Annotated in this window: 13 protein-coding genes; 7 read left to right on the top strand and 6 right to left on the bottom strand. The window is 38.0% G+C overall.

Features of this window, described 5'->3' with window-relative positions:
• Positions 1-20 precede the first annotated feature (20 nt).
• The 6 genes from FHS59_RS20400 to FHS59_RS20425 form a co-directional block, all read right to left on the bottom strand.
• The gene (locus tag FHS59_RS20400) at positions 21-707 is read right to left on the bottom strand and encodes a DUF2490 domain-containing protein (RefSeq protein WP_184497668.1); all 687 of its coding nucleotides are present in this window, start codon (positions 705-707) and stop codon (positions 21-23) included.
• 1 nt (position 708) lies between these two features.
• Positions 709-1,308 carry a hypothetical protein gene (locus FHS59_RS20405; protein ID WP_184497670.1) on the bottom strand — a complete coding sequence of 200 codons (600 nt, stop codon included), beginning with the start codon at positions 1,306-1,308 and terminating at the stop codon, positions 709-711.
• 381 nt (positions 1,309-1,689) lie between these two features.
• Complete coding sequence (locus tag FHS59_RS20410) at positions 1,690-1,983, bottom strand: hypothetical protein (protein ID WP_184498009.1); 294 nt, start codon at positions 1,981-1,983, stop codon at positions 1,690-1,692.
• 201 nt (positions 1,984-2,184) lie between these two features.
• On the bottom strand, positions 2,185-3,510 hold the full coding sequence (locus tag FHS59_RS20415; protein ID WP_184497672.1) for a peptidoglycan DD-metalloendopeptidase family protein: 1,326 nt from the start codon (positions 3,508-3,510) through the stop codon (positions 2,185-2,187).
• Entirely contained in the window at positions 3,470-3,880 is a 411-nt protein-coding gene (locus tag FHS59_RS20420) for a hypothetical protein (protein ID WP_184497674.1), read from the bottom strand. Before FHS59_RS20420 ends, FHS59_RS20415 begins: the two co-directional genes overlap by 41 nt.
• Positions 3,881-4,050: 170 nt before the next feature.
• The gene (locus tag FHS59_RS20425) at positions 4,051-5,262 is read right to left on the bottom strand and encodes an AI-2E family transporter (RefSeq protein WP_184497676.1); all 1,212 of its coding nucleotides are present in this window, start codon (positions 5,260-5,262) and stop codon (positions 4,051-4,053) included.
• A gap of 744 nt (positions 5,263-6,006) precedes the next feature.
• Here FHS59_RS20425 and FHS59_RS20430 point away from each other — a divergent pair.
• The 7 genes from FHS59_RS20430 to FHS59_RS20460 all read left to right on the top strand — a co-directional run bounded on the left by FHS59_RS20430 (position 6,007) and on the right by FHS59_RS20460 (position 16,006).
• The gene (locus tag FHS59_RS20430; RefSeq protein WP_184497678.1) at positions 6,007-6,837 is read left to right on the top strand and encodes a sugar phosphate isomerase/epimerase family protein; all 831 of its coding nucleotides are present in this window, start codon (positions 6,007-6,009) and stop codon (positions 6,835-6,837) included.
• Between the two features lie 495 nt (positions 6,838-7,332).
• The gene (locus tag FHS59_RS20435) at positions 7,333-7,581 is read left to right on the top strand and encodes an FUSC family protein (protein ID WP_184497680.1); all 249 of its coding nucleotides are present in this window, start codon (positions 7,333-7,335) and stop codon (positions 7,579-7,581) included.
• Between the two features lie 413 nt (positions 7,582-7,994).
• Complete coding sequence (locus tag FHS59_RS20440) at positions 7,995-9,236, top strand: erythromycin esterase family protein (protein ID WP_184497682.1); 1,242 nt, start codon at positions 7,995-7,997, stop codon at positions 9,234-9,236.
• A 324-nt stretch (positions 9,237-9,560) separates the two neighbouring features.
• The gene (locus FHS59_RS20445) at positions 9,561-10,043 is read left to right on the top strand and encodes a hypothetical protein (protein ID WP_184497684.1); all 483 of its coding nucleotides are present in this window, start codon (positions 9,561-9,563) and stop codon (positions 10,041-10,043) included.
• Positions 10,036-11,133, top strand: coding sequence for an HTTM domain-containing protein (locus tag FHS59_RS20450; RefSeq protein WP_184497686.1), 1,098 nt, complete (start codon positions 10,036-10,038; stop codon positions 11,131-11,133). Before FHS59_RS20445 ends, FHS59_RS20450 begins: the two co-directional genes overlap by 8 nt.
• Before the next feature lie 4 nt (positions 11,134-11,137).
• On the top strand, positions 11,138-12,577 hold the full coding sequence (locus FHS59_RS20455; RefSeq protein WP_184497688.1) for a phytoene desaturase family protein: 1,440 nt from the start codon (positions 11,138-11,140) through the stop codon (positions 12,575-12,577).
• Positions 12,578-12,829: 252 nt separating this feature from the next.
• Positions 12,830-16,006 (top strand): WD40/YVTN/BNR-like repeat-containing protein, encoded by a 3,177-nt coding sequence (locus FHS59_RS20460; protein WP_184497690.1) that lies wholly within the window; start codon positions 12,830-12,832, stop codon positions 16,004-16,006.
• Positions 16,007-16,101 lie beyond the last annotated feature (95 nt).

The following is a 16,101-nucleotide window of genomic DNA, read 5'->3' on the forward strand; positions in this document are numbered from 1 at the left end:
GAAGAAGACTTTTCTCGAGCCTAAAAACTAACGAAATACCCAACCTTTGCCCAAAGCCTAGTTCGGAAACCTTCTTGAATAAATTTATCGGTACGGTAATCAATACTCCATTCGAGTTTTTGACTGGAAGTGATCAATTTACCAAGGGAGAACACCAAACGGTTTTCGATTTCGAACTCACCTCCCTGAAGACTAAAAATAGGTTCATTGGATAACACCAAATAATGTTCCCCTGGGTCTAATATGCTACCCGATAGCGGAATTTCTGTAGCTAACCTATATCGAAGTCTGATTTCTAAAGGTTCTCCTTTAGTGAATGTCTGATCCGTCCGAAGACGATGTGCCAGTTTCAAACCTCTCAGCCGGCTTATTGAGGCAAATTGTTGAATAATCCGATTGGCATTTGCATCTTCTTGAATCCTGTGAAATACTCCAAATGCGATACTTTTTGTGGGGTTTAATTTGAAATCATAAAAACCCATCAAGTCTGTCCTATAATGGGTGAATTGCAGTTCATCTTTTTTATCGCCGGAATTATTATAGAAAATATCCTGATGCTCAATTTTGAATATGATCTTTTGATCATTCTTTAATTTCTTTGTTACTGCAGCTTCGGGAAAGAATCCCGTAAAGAACTGACGGTTTTGAGCAAGGGTAGTGACCATGCTTAAAAGCAACAATAAAACAGTCAAGTAAAATTTTCTCATCTTAAAACATGAGGTTATCACTAGGCACCAAGACTATTTTACGTTTATTAATAAGATCACCTTTTTCAGAAAACAACCCCTCAAACAGCTCCGGTTTTCCACTCTCATCAGGACCAATAAATTCAATTTCGAATCTTGTCAGAATTCCTTCCAGGCTATTTTCATCAAAAAAATCTTCCAGTTGATCTGGTTTTCCAGAATATTGAATTTGAATTCGCTTGATATCTGAACTTTTATAAGCATCTAGAAGATAATCTTCCAAGCCATTTTGAACCTCCTTAGGAAGCTCTTTAAAACCTATCTCAATTTCCACGTCTTGAATCAAACCCAAAGAGTCAAATTCTACACTGTAAAATTTACCTTTTAGTTTGAATTTGGCTTCATAGGAATACCCTGATTCGAAAACTTCCTGATACCATTTTGGCCTTTTTGTGGTTTCGAAAGCATCATAAAGCCAATCTCTCGCTTCTTTAGGAACCACTTTCTCCTCCACTCGAAGCTCTCTCTCGATTTTGTCCTGAGCAAAAAGAGCCCCAGTGATCATCCAAAAAAGGATCAAAATCGAATAATGTTTGAGTTTAAGTTTTAATAAAAATTTCATTATTGATCCAACGTGATTCCAACAATTACGATCAGCTTAAGTAAAAGATTTTAATTTGATTATTTTATTTCTTCATCCCCATCTGGGTGTAGTAAAATGTTTATTTGTGGGACTTTTAAATCGACGCTGGATTATCTTAACTCGATCTAAACATAGTTTGTATTCAATCCCTTTAAAAGGAGAATTAGCTTAATTAGACCAAAAACTCGAATTGAAAAAAAAATTACTTTATGACCTTGCCTGAGTGTAGTCAAATCGTTTTCTGACAGTAATTTGAAACTACGCTTCAATTTCTTAATCCACCTATGGTTGAAGTCAGTCAGATCTTTTAACACTGATAATAGTTTGCCAGTTTAGACATAGTCAAATCCAAAAAGAGAATTATTTCTTTTCTTCGTCTGCGTTACTATAAAGGTTGTTTTCTTCATCTTCAGAGCCAATTCTTTCCTGCTCATCGTCTAATTCACTTCCTGGAACGTCCAAACCATCACCTGAAAAATCGACTTTTCTTTTTCTTTCTATCAATTGCTCATCCTCTCCACCATCATGACTAAGATTAGCATCCTTTGGTCCCAAAGCCTGTAAATCTTCCTTCGTCACTTTAGCTTCCTTAGCAAGTTCTTCAGTGGTTTTATTTTTAGAATTCTGTGGGTCTTTTGTTTTATTAGTTTTCATAGCATTTCTATTTTTCAATATATATGCAACTTGGATGCCCTCCTGGGGCAAATCAATAGAAAAAACCAGAAATCCCTTCCTAAGAGTTTTAAGAGTACTTTAAGCAATCTAAACAAGCCTCCAATAAAAAGTAAGGATTTAAAGCTCTTTAGTTTTTGTGAATATATATTCCCAAAATGGGCAGTTGAACCTGTTATGAATCTAAAAAGATGGGAGGTATAACACGTTCCAATCCCCATCCACAATCACATTATATTCTGCAGTTTCTCCAATTTTATTGAAATCGATCAAATTCACATACAAGCTATCACTGGAATTTTGGGAAGGTTTAGTGAATGCATAAGCCATTTTTTCAGTCAATGAAGTTGATTCAGGTGCTGATAATAAGTTTTTATATATAAAACCAGGATTCCCATCCATATCCTCCACCTGAAACCAGTCTGCAGTAGCTGCTTTTATAAAAACGGGGGTGTTGGCTTTCAACTGAAATTTCACATTTGATGTGATGCTAGGTAGACTTCTCAAATTAGCTTGAGCAGTATTCACTCTCATGACCAGAGGAAACTCCTCTTCTTTCAGAATAGAAGCTAGCTCAAAATCATTTTTGATTGCAGGAAAAGGGTTAATAGCTCCATTTTGATAAATCCCGAAATGCAAATGTGGAGCAGTGGTTCTTGCATTTCCTGTGTTTCCCACCAGTCCTAGCGTATCTCCTGTATTTACGCGCTCATGATTGCTGACAAGCTGACTATCCAAATGTGCGAAATATAGATTCCAATCCCGCACTTGATCTCTTACCCAAATTTGCTTACCTCCTAAACCTCGGTCACGAACTGCGGTGACTAACCCTGCTACAGGCGAAATAACTGGTGTGCCTCGGGAAGCAAAAATATCCACACCCTCATGTGATCTTTTTCCACCATCTCGCACATCTCCCCATACGCTTTGAATGGCTTTGCTATTTTTCCCTTGCACTGGAAATACGGCATAGGTTGCAGTACCATTGATCCGAATTTGGAAATTACCCTCACCTAGTAATTCCGGTTGAATTCGAAGTAAATATTGCCCAGTTTTCTCGGCTTCAAATTTTAAAGAATCATTTTGAGCAGTGTAAGACTTAAGTTCCTTCCATTCTGGGCCTTGCATAATATCTACTATGAGCTTGCTGCTGTCTACAGCTTGCCAGTAGATAGAAATAGAGAGGGAAGCTCCTTGCTCCAATTGAATTTCCCATGCTTTTGCTTCAATGCTTTTGGATTTAAAACTGCCCTGAATGGAGATGGGGACCTCTAGCTCAAGTGCTTTCAGAATTGCTTCCTCAGCAGATTCCTTCCACTCAGCACCTATTTTAGTGGAACTTATTCCTGAACTCTTTAGTGTATGGAGATACTGAGTTCTCGCCGAACTGGATTTGAAAATTCGTAATGACTGATTATTACAAGAGGAAACTAGAATAATCAAGCAGGCAAAAAATGGAAAATGTAGATTAGAAATTTTCACTTGTAGATTTCCTCTTTCCTTCCCCATCAAAAGTCAAAATCTGATTTGGACCTTCTTTCATGCGAAATTCCAGTTCATAATAAGTGATGTTATTTTCCTCAAATTTTCTTTTGACCAAAATACTATCCGGATGGATGTCATCTATATTTTCGATCACCGTAAGCAATTCCTGAGGAAGTTCTATTGAATCTGAAGATTTAATGATTACTGGAATTGTCCTGCCATCTGTAAGCCTCATGCTCGAATCAGTACCTGCCATTTTTTTATGGTCTAACTCAGTTGATTCTTCAACTACCATTTTGCCGTCATCGGTGATACTTCCGTATTCTTTTTCCTCATTACAGCTAATTAATATGGTTGATAATGCAAGTGCAACTAATGATAAGTGCTTTTTCATATTGTGGTTGGTTAAATTAAAAAGGTTGATAGAATAACTTGAAACAAAATCTAACCCAACTCTCAATTTTGTATTAACAGGACCAATGGAGAGGGTTTTTACCTAAAAATCAAATTTGATTTCAAAGCCTACGTTCCCCAAACTGAGGAAAATTGCTCTCAGGTATCACTTTATTTCTTACTGAATTTATTCCAAAGCTTCTCCCCCCATTTGCTCAGGAAATTTTGTTCATCTGCTCCATCTACGTCTTCTTCACCTAATGCATAACCTATAGGTTTGAGTGCAGGAGTTGCATCAAAAATTATCTTCGCGATACCAGCAATAGGAATACTCAATATCATCCCTGCTATGCCCCAAATTGAACCTCCTAAGATCACCGCCATAATTGTTACCAGAGGATTGACTTCTACTTTGCTTCCGACGACATAAGGTTCCAGGATATAGCTTTCGACAAATTGAGCAAGTCCAAAAGTCAATGACACACCTATTATACCACCCAGTTCTGTTCCTGCAAAAACAGCCATGACAATAGCTAAAACATATCCAATGATATTCCCAATAAAAGGGACTAAAGATAAAATCGCTGCAATTACACTGATCAAAATGGCATTTTCAATTCCGGAAATAGACAAACCAATTGAATAAATAATAGCTAAAAAGACTATTAGAATAAATCTTCCCACAATGAAATTCAAGCCTAATTCTACTGTGTGACTCATTACCTCCTCTGCTTCTTTTCGGTTTTTTTCACTGAAAAACTTCAGAATTGAAAGCTTGACCTTATTTCTATAAAGCAACAAAAAGAATAAGTAAACAAATGTCAGAACAGTACTGGATAAAAAACTAAAGAAGTTCATTACTATAATTCTCACTTCTTGGGAGGCATTGGATACAATTTTCTCTGGAGAAGGCTGGCTATCTGAGTTTGTCCTATCAGACGATTGGTTAGAATCGAGTTCCTGTTCTGATTCTTCGCTTGGCTTAGATCCTGAGGTTTGTCCCGAAAAACCAAACATCCCTAATTGCTGTTGTAGGTTTAATCCAGTTTTCTCCGTGATTTTCTGTTGAAATTCTTCCAATTTCGGTTTTGCTTTACTTTTTATCTCAGGCCAGCGATCGGAAACATTTGCTACCTGCGCAGATATGATGACAAAAAAAGACAAGAACGCTAGCAAACTCAAAAGCACGCTTACAAAAGCTGAAAGGCCTTTGGAAAAATTCCAGCCTTCCAATTTTCTACATAAAGGAATACAAATCAAAGTCAACAGAACTGCGATCGCCAGGGGTTTTAAAAAGCCTCCAGCCTCGATTAATCCTACAATCGAAAAGTAGGTTCCTACCACAATGAGCGTAAGAATAATTAGTATGTCCTTTGATTTCATTTTGGCGTTGTATTAAAAATTAGGTGTAAGAAAATATTCAATGTTTATGCTTTTTAATTACCGGAATAATAGATTTTCTAAGTCTCCTGCGATAAGACTAAAAGTAATATCATCCGAAGCTTAGGCATCATTCCTTCTGCAAGTCAACTAGTTTACTTTTATTCCTAACAAGTTCAACCTATAAGGTGAAGGTACAATCAAATCGCCAATTGCTGTTTTGGCCTTATTAGGATTGGCTTGTGATAGTTCTTGCTATGCATTTTTGGTGACATTATTCTGGCAAACGGAACAGCCAATGGTTACCAAAGCTAAAATTTGAAGCGTAGTTTTGAATTTCAAGCTTACTTGATTTGATTTAGCACTATATAAGATCAATCATACAGCCAAAAGATAAAAAGTGCACTATTTAAACTACTGCTGCCCATTTGAAGTGATTTTAGACAGCAAAATCCGCATTCATACAGTTCTTATGTGAAAAAACATTCCCATTTCGAGTCTTTATCACTATCAATTTCCAGATCATATAAGAAATCGATTCCGCAGTATTACTCAAACTCAAGGTTAGACTTTGAGCTGCATTTTCTAAATTGGCCTGTGATAATTCCTAAAATAACGCTATGAAATCGAGCCTGTCTTTGGGAGACAGGCATGACTAAAAAATCATCCAGTTGATGATTTTATTCTGCAAGATCCCATGGCCTGCCCCAAATATTCAAGGTGACCATTTAAAGAAAAAAAAAACACATGAAAACCCTTTTGACCCTTTTGTTTGCATTCTCTCTGACGATTTGCAAAGCACAGGATAGTAGACCTGGCCCACAAATGCCGCCTGAAACAGGTGAAACATTCAAAGTTGGAATTGCCGGCTACACCTTCGTGAAATTTGATCTGGATAAGACACTCGAAACTTTGAAAGCCTTGGATGTACATTACCTATGCATCAAAGATTTTCATTTGCCGATGACCAGTACCGATGCCGAAATTGCTGCCTTTCATGAAAAACTGAAAGCCCATGATATCACAGGATATGCCGTTGGCCCGATCTACATGAAATCTGAGGCCGAAATCGATAAGGCATTTGAGTATGCAAAACGAGTTGGGGTAAAGTTGATCGTGGGTGTTCCCAATGTGGAGTTGCTTCCCTATGTAGAAAAAAAGGTGAAGGAGTATGATTTTAAATACGCCATCCATTTACACGGACCAGATATCAATATCTATCAGGATGCCGACGATGTATGGAACCACACTAAAGACCTTGATCCGAGAATTGGAATGTGCCTGGACATTGGACATGACACCCGCAACGGGAAAGATCCTGTAGCCGATATGGAAAAATATCACAGCCGAGTATTTGATATGCATATCAAAGACGTGACAGGACCGACCAAACAGGGTTATTCTCTTGAAGTTGGACGAGGTATCATAGACTTTCCTTCTATGGTCAGAATGATCAGAAAAGTGGGTTACACTGGCGTATGCAGTCTAGAACACGAGCGGAATATGGATAATCCATTTATGGGAATAGCTGAATCTGTCGGGTATTTCCGAGGCGTAATAGAAGCCACCAAAGAATAAACGTCTAATAATTAATTTTAGACCTAAAATGGCTGAATTCGAAAGAGTTCAGCCTTTTTTTGTATTCAATCCCCGAAAAGGAGCAATAGACAATTATAAGATTGTGTTTAAGCCCTAGAAACTTACATTTTGTCGGAATGAGGTTTCTTTCACAAATACACTAATGTCGTTTACAGTTCAGCAAGAAATTCAAATCCTACCGCATCAATCATTTCGTTGAAGAATACATCGGCACTCATAGGAATAAAGTGAACGGTTTGGACGGAAGGGTTTTCATTAAACTTTTACTTTTTTAAATCTGTATCCGAAAGTTGAAATGGTTAGCAAGTAAAAAATACTTTGTCAATTAGGTATTTTGCTTGACAGCATTCAATCTTAGATCATATTATTTCAATAAATTAGGTTACTTAAAAAGAGTTGGAGCAGTCTTTATATTCTCCAAACTGCACCCATCTCCAAAATAACAACAGAATAAATTATAAAATTTAAGTCCATATGAACCAAAAAGAACTATCTCAATTAACTGACAAAGAGTTGTTGGAAGCGGCAAAAAACAACAAGCCATCTCCCCTGATTGATGCGTTTTTTATAGGGTTTTTAGCAGGAATTATAATCTTTAGCGTTTTCGCGAACTCCTGGGGATTGGTCACACTTATTCCCTTGTTTTTAATGTATGTTTTCCTTAAGAAACCAAAAAAATATGAAGCTTTAAAGAAAGAACTGGAACATCGAAATCTTCAATGAAGTAATTTCAGGAAGGCCAGTCAATTGAAAATCAATTCAAATCCTTCTTTTCTAGCTTTTTGAATTACTTAGAGGCAACCGAACTATCCAAGCTTTCTCCGAACTCCAATTAACCTAAACCTCTATGTTTTACTTGCCCAAATTAGATTGGTGATATACCCAAAACTTTTCCAAATCACCCACGAATCTAAAATTTTCATCTTTATTTATCTACAAATTTCTTTTATAGTACCGTTTACAATAATTTGAGGTATGTATATCCTCTTTTTTACCAGTAGACAAGGAAAAATGGGTTTGAAGAACACTTCAACATGCTGCGGACATTGGACTGTCGTCGGTAGTCGATTATCCGCGACTTTCTTAACTCATTCTTTAACTTTTGGACTCATTGCGGATAATCATAATTTGAGGATATGAAAAGTAAGATTCTTCTATTCCTATTATTTTTTTCATCAATCAGCTTCGATTCCTTCTGTCAAAGTTTGACGGATTACCAAGAAAGAGAATTGGAGAATTTGGCTCAAAACATTCAGGTTAATGATCATTATAGCAATGGGAAATGGGAACCTGTACTGAAAGCTGTAAACCAAAAGAGTATAGTTCTCTTGGGAGAATCAAACCACGGTTCTAAGGAAATATTTTTAACAAGGAATGAACTCATACAGGAACTCCACCAACAACTGGGTTTTGAAGTTCTTCTATTTGAATCAGGTTTTGGTGAGGTGGGCGTTATTGAAAACCAGAAAGAGTCACTTTCAGCTATCGAGATGACTCATGGTTTTTTCAGTGGCTGGAGAACGAAGGAGTTTGAGCAACTGATGGCTTATGTCAAAGAAAATGATATTTCAATTGGTGGATTTGATGTGCAAAAAACAGGAAACAACTTTAATGCTTTCCTCAAAGAGCTGATCAATAAAAGATCAATAGACACTCTCAAATTTTACGATTTAGAACAGCGATATAATCTTCAAAAAGGATTACTGACTAGCAACAATGCCATCTATGATTCTTTAAAAGATACGACCAAAGAGTTAATAGATGATTATCAATCCTTACTGAATCAGCTGAAAGATGACAATGATGAGGATTTCGGTTCAGATGAATTTCTCGCGCAGCGAACCATCGAAAACAGAATAAATTATCTGCAATACTTTCTGGAATTCACAAGAAGTAAAGACTGGAACAAAAGGTGGAAAGACAGAGATTCATTAATGGCCTTAAATGTAGAATGGCTGATTGAAAACCGATACAAGAATAAGAAAGTGATCATTGTGGCCCACAATTACCATATAGCAAAATTCAATGAAAAGGAAGAAGTAATGGGTGAGTTTTTATCGAAAAAATACGCTGAGGAAATGTACGTCTTAGGAGCATTTGTTGGGTCCGGTAAATATTCAGATAATTCCGGAAAAGAGGTGGAGATGAAACCTATAGAACAGAATGGCCTGGACATTAAAGAACTCATTCTTGCTTTAAACGGTCATGTGAATTTTATAGATATCCCAAAAAAGGAAACTGACGCGAGCAATTTCTTATTTCATGAAATGCTCATAAATGACACCTTTATCAACTTAAATGGCTCAAAAAAATTAGTCCCTTCAAGGCACTTTGATGGATTATTGTTGATTGATAAATCGACAATTCCAGAGAATTAAAAGAATTTTTTAAGTCAAATACTTCTTTAATAGAAAATCGGATTTTAAACTTAATTTTGAATTTCTTTTTAAAATTTTCAAGACTCTTCCTATTTCAAACAAATTCCTAAATCCCATTTAGCAATACGCGAAAAAAGTCTTATTTAATTTTAAAGTTTCATCAAAAATCTAGAGCAAAATAAAAATAAAAACCAAAGTACTTTTAAAATTAGATTGAGACCAACTAATTTTTCAAATACATTCAATACAAATAGAATTTTGCAAACAAAGGTTTTTACATTACCTACTAAATAAAAATCAGGGACGATTTTACCGAAAAAGAAAATGACGAAAGTAGCAGCTAGAACTATAGTTCTGATTTTTTGGATAGGCCTCTTTTCCCAGTTCTTACTTGTTAACCACTATAAAAAAGAAACCTACCCTACGTTTAAATTTCCAAGTTTCGGTGGAAAAGGACAATCACAAGGCATAAAAAATTTCAATCTTTATGAAGTCTATCTTCACACGGATAATCATCAGGATAGTATCCTTTATCCCTTAGATCAATTCTTGCCTGAAATAAATGAGAAAACCCCTACGCTAGATTTAATAGCTAGAAGCTATCAAAATCCTCAAGAAAAAACACCTGAAAAACAAGAATTTGAAGATTGGATTTCAAAAAATCTATCCAAAAATCTCCCAGATAAAGAGATCACCAACATTTCCATTTTAGAAGTTCAATTCAGTTATAACCTCGATACCAATGAATTAGAGGATGAAAGAACATTGGTCAATTACTTCAAAATTGATTTACAATCCCATGAATAAAATGCTTGAATATTTTGACCATTTAGTATTCGAGGAATATAGAATGGATCCAAAAGCTATGGGGGCTTATAGAATTATATTTAGTGTTTTTATCATTTTCGTTTTAGGGATCCCTGATTTTAGATATCTGGTTCAGTATCCTGACTTAATATATCAACCACCATTCTTAAGTTTTGGGCAGTTACTAAATGGTTTTCCAACACCCTTCATCATTGTACTATTCTCATCCTTATTGGTGATCCTACATTTTTGTGTTCTTTTCGGTTTTTATACTAGAGTTTCTTCTATTGGCTTAACCATTCTATACATCATCTTGTATACAATCAAGTTTTCATTAGGCAAAATAGATCATGCATGGATGGTCACTATATGGATCCCTTTTATGATGGGAATAGCAGGTTGGGGCTCTGAATTTTCGATAGATAAAACTCTTCGAAAAAGTAATCCGGAATCGAATGGTTGGCCAATTTTTATATTAGCAAGTATATTGGCATTTGGGATGTTTACCGCTGGTCTACCAAAACTAATGGGTGACTGGTTATCATTTGACACCCAAGCTGTAAGATCTTATTTTATCAATAATTATTTCTTTAGAGATCGTCAAGAACTACTGGCTCCCATATTTTTAAATATTCAATCCACTCTTATTTGGGAACCCTTCGATTATGTCGGAGTTTTATTTGAGTTAGGGTTTATCCTATTGCTTTTGAAAAAAAGATTTCTTTCCTGGTATATTTTGATTGCGATGTTATTCCATATAATGAATCTTTTGATCCTTAATATAAATTTCTCTGGAAATCTTCCAATTTATCTGTTGTTCATGCCATTTGCTCTAAAATCTGAAAATAGGACCTCAAATAAATGGGGCAACATAAATTGGTTGCTGGTCTTTTTAGTGAGTTGTGGCTTGTATTTTATCCTATGGTATTTTTTCAACACTAATTTAAATGTGACGAGTATTGCTTCTGACCTAGGTTTCAGTCCATATATCACAAGTTTAATGGTTATGCTTCTGATTTTTATTTGGTACGGGTATGCAATCTTTAGACAACTAAAAATTGAAAGGGAACAGAAAAAATTGAATTCTTAAGCAATTGATAGCTGTAAACTATAATAAGGAATACGATGCAATAATTGTTGGTTCAGGCCCCAATGGACTAGCTGCTGGTATCGTTTTAGCCCAAAATGGTAAAAAAGTAAAAATCATTGAAGCTAGCGACAGTGTAGGAGGGGGAGCAAGAACAAAATTTTTGACCCTTCCAGGATACAAACATGATGTTTGTTCTGCTATACATCCGATGGCTATGGCCTCCCCCTTTTTTGCTTCTCTCCCATTGCAAAACTATGGACTTAAATGGATTACTCCTGAATTCCCTGTTGCACATCCTCTAGATAATGAACCTGCTGCTATTATGGAGATGGATGTCCATAGAACTGCCAGTGGACTTGGTAGAGATAACCAGACTTATCTAAATCTCTTTAATCCAATCATCAATGATTTTAATGACTTACTTCCTGACTTGTTAGGCCCTTTTAATCTGTTTCCTAAAAACCCCATAAAAGTTGCGAAATTTGGATTAAATGCCATTCGATCTGCTTCCTCACTAATCAACTCAAAATTTAAAGAAACTAGAAGCAGGGCTCTTTTAGCAGGGCTTGCAGCTCATTCAATCCAGCCTTTAAACAATGCCGCTACTTCTGCCATAACATTGGTTTTAGGTGCCGCTGGTCATGCCGTCGGATGGCCAATGCCAGAAGGTGGATCACAATCACTCTCTAATGCTTTAGCTGAACATTTCACTTTCTTAGGTGGTGAAATAGAAACAGGTAAAATGATTTCATCAGTTAAGCAGTTGTCTGAGGCAAAGGCTATACTCTTTGACATTACTCCAAAACAAATTTTGGAAATTGCCGAAAATGAAATCCCAAAATCTTATGCTAAAAAACTAAATCGCTACCGTTACGGTCCTGGGGTTTTTAAACTTGATTTGGCTCTCGACGGACCTATTCCTTGGAAAGATGAAAATTGCTGTAAAGCCGCTACTGTTCATATAGGAGGAACTTTTGAGGAAATAGCCAAAGCGGAAAGTCAAGTATTTGAGGGAATTCACCCTGAAAAACCATTTGTGTTATTGGCGCAACAAAGCCTTTTTGATTCAACAAGAGCACCTGAAGGCAAACATACGGTATGGTGTTACTGTCACGTGCCAAACGGTTCAACTCAAGATATGACTCAACAGATCGAAGATCAAATTGAGAGATTTGCTCCAGGTTTTAAAGATCTGATACTTTTCAGGAATAAGATGAATGCAGCTGATATGCAAACTTATAACCCCAATTATATTGGAGGAGATATAAACGGCGGGATCCAAGATCTTCGACAACTCTACACAAGGCCTGTTAATCTGTTTGACCCATATAGAATTCCAAATACTTCCTTTTTTATTTGCAGTTCCTCATCTCCTCCTGGTGGTGGGGTTCATGGAATGTGTGGCTATCACGCCGCTCAGGCGGTATTGAATTTTCTTAAATAATAAGGAGGTATTCACTACATAAACTGTCAATTTTTAATTCTTTGGATTTAGTCAATCTAGAATTGCCTAATCTTCAAATAATTTCCAGAAATTCAATTCCTCTAACCCTCCTCAATCTCCTCCCTACTTTCTAGGGTACTATTCCTGTAGGTATCCTTTCCCTGTAAGACTCTCTTCTCCTCTTTTCATGTGTTTCAAATAAATCTTATTCGATTATTCCTTATTTTGAAATTCCCATTCATCCAAACCACCATGACAAGATCCTTACTTAGCTTTTTATCAATTCTATTTTTCACCTCCCTCACACTTGCTCAAAGTTCTTTAGATGAGCAGCTTAATAATCATCAGTTTCGATTCATCGGCCCTGAAGGCAATCGAGCAATCGCCGTTATCGGTGTGCCGGGAGATCCTCAAGTGGCTTACATTGGAGCGGCTTCAGGAGGTCTCTGGAAAACCGAAGACATGGGAATCAATTGGCGGCCAATCTTTGATGATCAGGATATTTCATCTGTTGCCGCAGTGGAACTTGCTCCTTCTGACCCGAGTCAAGTTTGGGTTGGTACCGGTGAGACTTTTGTTATTCGACCAGCACATGCCATGGGAAATGGGATATATTTCTCTCCTGATGCGGGCAAAACCTGGGAGCACAAAGGCCTTGAAAAAACTGGACGTATTGGACGGGTGCTGGTCCACCCAAAAGATCCCAAAATCATTTATGCAGCTTCCTTAGGACATACCTATGGCCCTCAAAAAGAGAGAGGTATTTTCCGAAGTAAAGATGGAGGAGACACTTGGGAGCATGTACTTTTTATTGATGAAGGAACAGGCGCATCTGATTTAGCAATTGACCCAGAAAATCCTGATATACTCTATGCAGCCATGTGGTCGATCCACATCAATACCTGGGGACTCAATTCGGGTGGAAATGGAAGTGGCATCTATAAATCTACAGATGGCGGAGATACTTGGGAACCAATGAGTAAAAATGGTTTGAAATCCGGTTCAGAAAGACCTGTAGGAAAGACTTCTGTTGCTGTTTCCCATAGTGATCCAAATGTAGTCTATGCGCTTTTTGAAGCCGAAAGCCCAGAAGTTTGGCGCTCCTCTGACAAAGGCATGAGCTGGACACTGATGAGTCAGGAACATGACTGGAACGAGCGGGCACCATATTACACCAGGCTTAGAGTGAATACAGGCGATCCAAACGAAATTTATTCCATGTCAGTACGCTTTGTTCACTCATTGGATGGAGGCAAAACCAGAAATCCTAGACCTCCAAGAGGCGGCGGCGACAACCATGATATTTGGATAGACCCCACCAATCCTGATCGAATCATGGTAGCCCATGATGGTGGAGTAAGCATCAGCTATAACCATGGCAAAACTTTCCAAGGAGTAGTTTTACCCATCGCCCAAATGTATCATGTGGCAGTAGATGACCAGATTCCTTATAATGTTTTTGGCAACAGACAAGACGGTTGGTCATACATGGGACCAAGTAATTCTTTGGCAGGATATATTCCTTTAGGCCTTTGGAAAGGTGTAGGCGGCTGCGAAAGTGGCTTTGCCCGACCTGACCCGGTAGACAATCACATCATTTGGTCTGGTTGCTACGATGGTGGCTTGGAAAGACATGATTTAAGAACCGGTCAGTCAAGAGAGGTCAGAGTATGGCCTGAAGCTGGTTATGGCTGGGCGCCAGCAGACATGAAATACCGTTGGCATTGGAATTTCCCACTGAGCCATTCCCCTCATACCAAAGGAAGGGTGTACGTGGGCAGTCAGTTTGTGCATAAAACAGATGATGATGGCCAAAGCTGGCAGATCATATCTCCTGATTTGACTTTGAACCTAAAAGACCATCAGAAAAACTCAGGTGGTGTGGCCATCGATAATTTAATGACCTTTGATGGAGCGACCCTTTTTGCAATTGAGGAATCGAGAATCGAGGCAGGAGTAATTTGGGTTGGAACCAATGATGGACAGGTTCAATTGACAAAGGACGGAGGAGAGAACTGGACAAACCTGACTGCCAATATCCCGGATCTTCCGGAATGGGGAACCATTGCCAATATTGAACCTTCTCGCTATGACAAAGCCACCGCTTATGTGAGTGTTGACTTACACCAAATGGGTGATTTTGATCCCTATATTTTCAAAACTACTGATTATGGTCAAAGCTGGACTAAGATCTCTGCGGGCATTCCTAGCTCTGAATCAAGCTTTGTGCATGTGATCAAAGAAGACCCAAAAAGAGAAGGTTTGCTTTATGCAGGTATCGACAAGGGAATATATATCAGCCATGATGATGGCCAAAGCTGGAGTCGATTGAGGCTCAATTTGCCTCCTGCGCCTGTTTATTGGTTAGAAATCCAAGAGCGCTTTGATGACTTGGTGGTGGGCACCTATGGGCGTGGCTATTATATCCTAGATGATCTGGCCGCCATCCGAAATCTTGATCAAACACAAGACATCGCTTTCTACGAGGTTCGTGATGCTTATCGATTCAATGATCGGGAAAATATCAAAACCGATGGTGCAAGTCTCAACTCAGGTCGGAATCCAAGTTATGGAGCAAGTCTGAATTATCATTTGCCTGAAGACTTTGATGGAGATGCGAAAATGGAGATTAAAGATTCCAAAGGTGAATTAGTACGCACATTAAAAGCCAATAAAAAAGCCGGAGCAAATCGTGCTCAATGGGATCTCCGATATGAACCTACCTATACGCCAAAACTTCGGGTTGCTCCTCCAGGTAGACCTTGGGTTCAGCTTAATGGCGAAGGCTGGAGACCTTTGGTGCAATGGGATTTAGACTTGATGGCAGGACAATATGGCCCTCGAGTTGTTCCAGGTGAATACTTGGCCACTTTGATCTTGACAGACTCTACTGGTAGTGAAGTGGCAAAGACTTCCGCCAAATTCAAGGTATTGAAAGACCCATATGCCGAGGGTACTTTGGAAGATATTCAAGCCCAAGTCGCTTTCTCATTACAGTTGCGCGATGCTATGAACTTGGCGGTAAGTAATATTAATGCGGTGGAGCAGCTTCGCAAGGAGTTGGACATTATTCTCGCTGAAGAATCCGATAGCAAAACACAAAAAGAGGCTTTGAGACTCAAAGCAGCAGCGGAGGACGTTGCTTCCAAACTCTATGATATCCATTTGACCGGGGCTCGTGAGGATGCCTTTCGCTCGCCTATCAAATTGTACGGCCGATTGAGTGCTTTGGCCAGTGACATCAATGCCAGCGGAATGGATTATCGCCCTACAGACCAACAGGGAGAGGTTTATGAGGTATTGGATGCACGTTTGAAAGTTGCCATTGAGCAGTTTTCTGACTTGGTTAATAACGACATTCAGGAATTCAATAAAGCCTTGGAACAGAAAAACAGACGAATTGAAATAGAGAAAACCGGAGGAAATTAGAAAGGATAAATGAACAGGAAATATGCCCGGCCAAACCGAATAATGGCTGAGCATTTTTCATGATTCAAATTCCGCTCAATCCTTATTTTTATATC

Origin of the sequence: Algoriphagus iocasae (assembly GCF_014206875.1) — a bacterium.
Lineage (GTDB): Bacteria > Bacteroidota > Bacteroidia > Cytophagales > Cyclobacteriaceae > Algoriphagus > Algoriphagus iocasae.

Coding starts and splice junctions, on each gene's coding strand:
- FHS59_RS20400 (WP_184497668.1), bottom strand. CDS start 707: ATGAGAAAATTTTACTTGACTGTTTTATTGTTGCTTTTAAGCATGGTC.
- FHS59_RS20405 (WP_184497670.1), bottom strand. CDS start 1,308: ATGAAATTTTTATTAAAACTTAAACTCAAACATTATTCGATTTTGATC.
- FHS59_RS20410 (WP_184498009.1), bottom strand. CDS start 1,983: ATGAAAACTAATAAAACAAAAGACCCACAGAATTCTAAAAATAAAACC.
- FHS59_RS20415 (WP_184497672.1), bottom strand. CDS start 3,510: ATGGGGAAGGAAAGAGGAAATCTACAAGTGAAAATTTCTAATCTACAT.
- FHS59_RS20420 (WP_184497674.1), bottom strand. CDS start 3,880: ATGAAAAAGCACTTATCATTAGTTGCACTTGCATTATCAACCATATTA.
- FHS59_RS20425 (WP_184497676.1), bottom strand. CDS start 5,262: ATGAAATCAAAGGACATACTAATTATTCTTACGCTCATTGTGGTAGGA.
- FHS59_RS20430 (WP_184497678.1), top strand. CDS start 6,007: ATGAAAACCCTTTTGACCCTTTTGTTTGCATTCTCTCTGACGATTTGC.
- FHS59_RS20435 (WP_184497680.1), top strand. CDS start 7,333: ATGAACCAAAAAGAACTATCTCAATTAACTGACAAAGAGTTGTTGGAA.
- FHS59_RS20440 (WP_184497682.1), top strand. CDS start 7,995: ATGAAAAGTAAGATTCTTCTATTCCTATTATTTTTTTCATCAATCAGC.
- FHS59_RS20445 (WP_184497684.1), top strand. CDS start 9,561: ATGACGAAAGTAGCAGCTAGAACTATAGTTCTGATTTTTTGGATAGGC.
- FHS59_RS20450 (WP_184497686.1), top strand. CDS start 10,036: ATGAATAAAATGCTTGAATATTTTGACCATTTAGTATTCGAGGAATAT.
- FHS59_RS20460 (WP_184497690.1), top strand. CDS start 12,830: ATGACAAGATCCTTACTTAGCTTTTTATCAATTCTATTTTTCACCTCC.